This window comes from Streptomyces sp. NPDC002884 (assembly GCF_040295245.1).
Lineage (GTDB): Bacteria > Actinomycetota > Actinomycetes > Streptomycetales > Streptomycetaceae > Streptomyces.
Genome location: NZ_JBEOVB010000102.1, coordinates 1 through 1,558 on the forward strand (window position 1 = coordinate 1; position 1,558 = coordinate 1,558).

Genomic DNA, 1,558 nt, shown 5'->3' on the forward strand with positions numbered 1-1,558 from the left:
CGACGAGTTCAGCGATCACGTCAGCCGACAGGCCCGTGATCCTCCGGTCGCTAACGAGCACTGCACGAAACGCGTTCCCCACCCCACGACCATGACCACAACCGCGGCCGCCACGGCGGCCGGCCACCGGCATTCGACCGGCAGATCTATCGGCGCCGCAACGTCGTCGAGCGATGCTTCAACCGACTTGGCTTCCGCGGCATCGCCACCAGATACGTCAAGACCGCCACCTCCTACGAGGCAGCGGTCAGTCTCGCGTCATTCCTGCTCTGGGCAAGATCCGTTTGAAGACGAACCCTAGTTGGCCACAAGCTCTTGACCTGCAACTAATCAGGTTGAAATACGCTCTTGAGGCAGCCAACGGGGTGCCACACCGGTCTGCGATCACATGATGCCATCTCATCGTGAACAGTCTCACACCCGGCTGCATCGACACCGCTCCGTAGACCGTTCACACGGCGCTCACCTGCGACAACAGGGAAGAAAACACTTGAGTGAACCGTACTCGACCAGCTCCCGTATCAGTTTGTAGGCGAGCAACTCACCGAAGGAAGTCCGTGACTCTCACGGCGAGTATCACTTGAGGAGATTTTATGCCCCACGCTCGAAAAATCACCTACCCGGTGGTTCTTCTGATGGCATCGTTCGGGCTTTTTGCTTGCGGATCAACGGATTCTGGTAAAGCAAATGACGATTCCAATTTGACGGCGCGCAGCGCAGAAGACAACGTAAGTCAAACCGACCCAACGTTGCCCGAGCAGCCCATGCCGGTCCCGCCCATTCTTGAAGTTGACAACAACCCGGGGCCGCGCGAACCGAAACAAGGCGGGAATTCAGTCAAGGTATGCGCTGAGCGAAGTTTCCAAAGATGTGTAGATTTTTCCGCCTATACGGATTCCGCGAGAATCCTTGACGATAGCATCGGGTCCATTCAAAATAACAACGATTTCCCTGTGACGTTTTACGCCGACCCGCACTTCTCTGGGGACTCCATTACGCTGGGTCCGGGTGAAGTCAAGGAGGACCTTGACCCCCCGGGCTCCGAGCAGGGGATCAACGACAGGATTAGCTCCTGGCAGCCGCAGGGCCTGGCTCAGACAAATCCCGTGATCACGGTGTGCACAGGTGAAGACTTTCGCGGCAAGTGTGAAGATGTACCGATTTCCCAAGCGGCCACCAAGCTGAATGATGACATCAGTTCAATCAGGAACAGTAGCGACTTCGACATCATTTTCTATACGGACGAAAACTATAAGGGATCAATGATAGAAGTTCATTCGCAAACCTACGTGAAGTCAATCAACCCCAAGGGTGTGAATAACGGACTGGATGACAAGATATCGTCCTGGCAGCCGCTGAGTGGACCGGACGTCTCAGGTTCGAATGGATCTAAGGATCCCGAAACCGTAGATATTGAATAATTCATGTAATCGCAAACATGCGACCCGGTACTGAGTCTTACTGAGCCTCTTTCATCCTGTGTATTCGCAGGTGAGGAGGGTGTGGACGGCTGCGACGGTTCTGCCGGTGCGGTTCGTTGAACAGCGTGCTTGTCGTA

The 1,558-nt window shown here is 55.1% G+C and carries 1 protein-coding gene and 1 pseudogene; both read left to right on the forward strand.

Translation table 11 applies throughout. From position 1 onward, the window contains the following. Positions 1 to 102 precede the first annotated feature (102 nt). Positions 103 to 288, forward strand: a pseudogene (locus ABT070_RS46165) (IS5/IS1182 family transposase); the annotation flags it as partial. A 305-nt stretch (positions 289 to 593) separates the two neighbouring features. Further along, on the forward strand, positions 594 to 1,421 hold the full coding sequence (locus ABT070_RS46170) for a hypothetical protein (protein ID WP_351769361.1): 828 nt from the start codon (positions 594 to 596) through the stop codon (positions 1,419 to 1,421). Positions 1,422 to 1,558 lie beyond the last annotated feature (137 nt).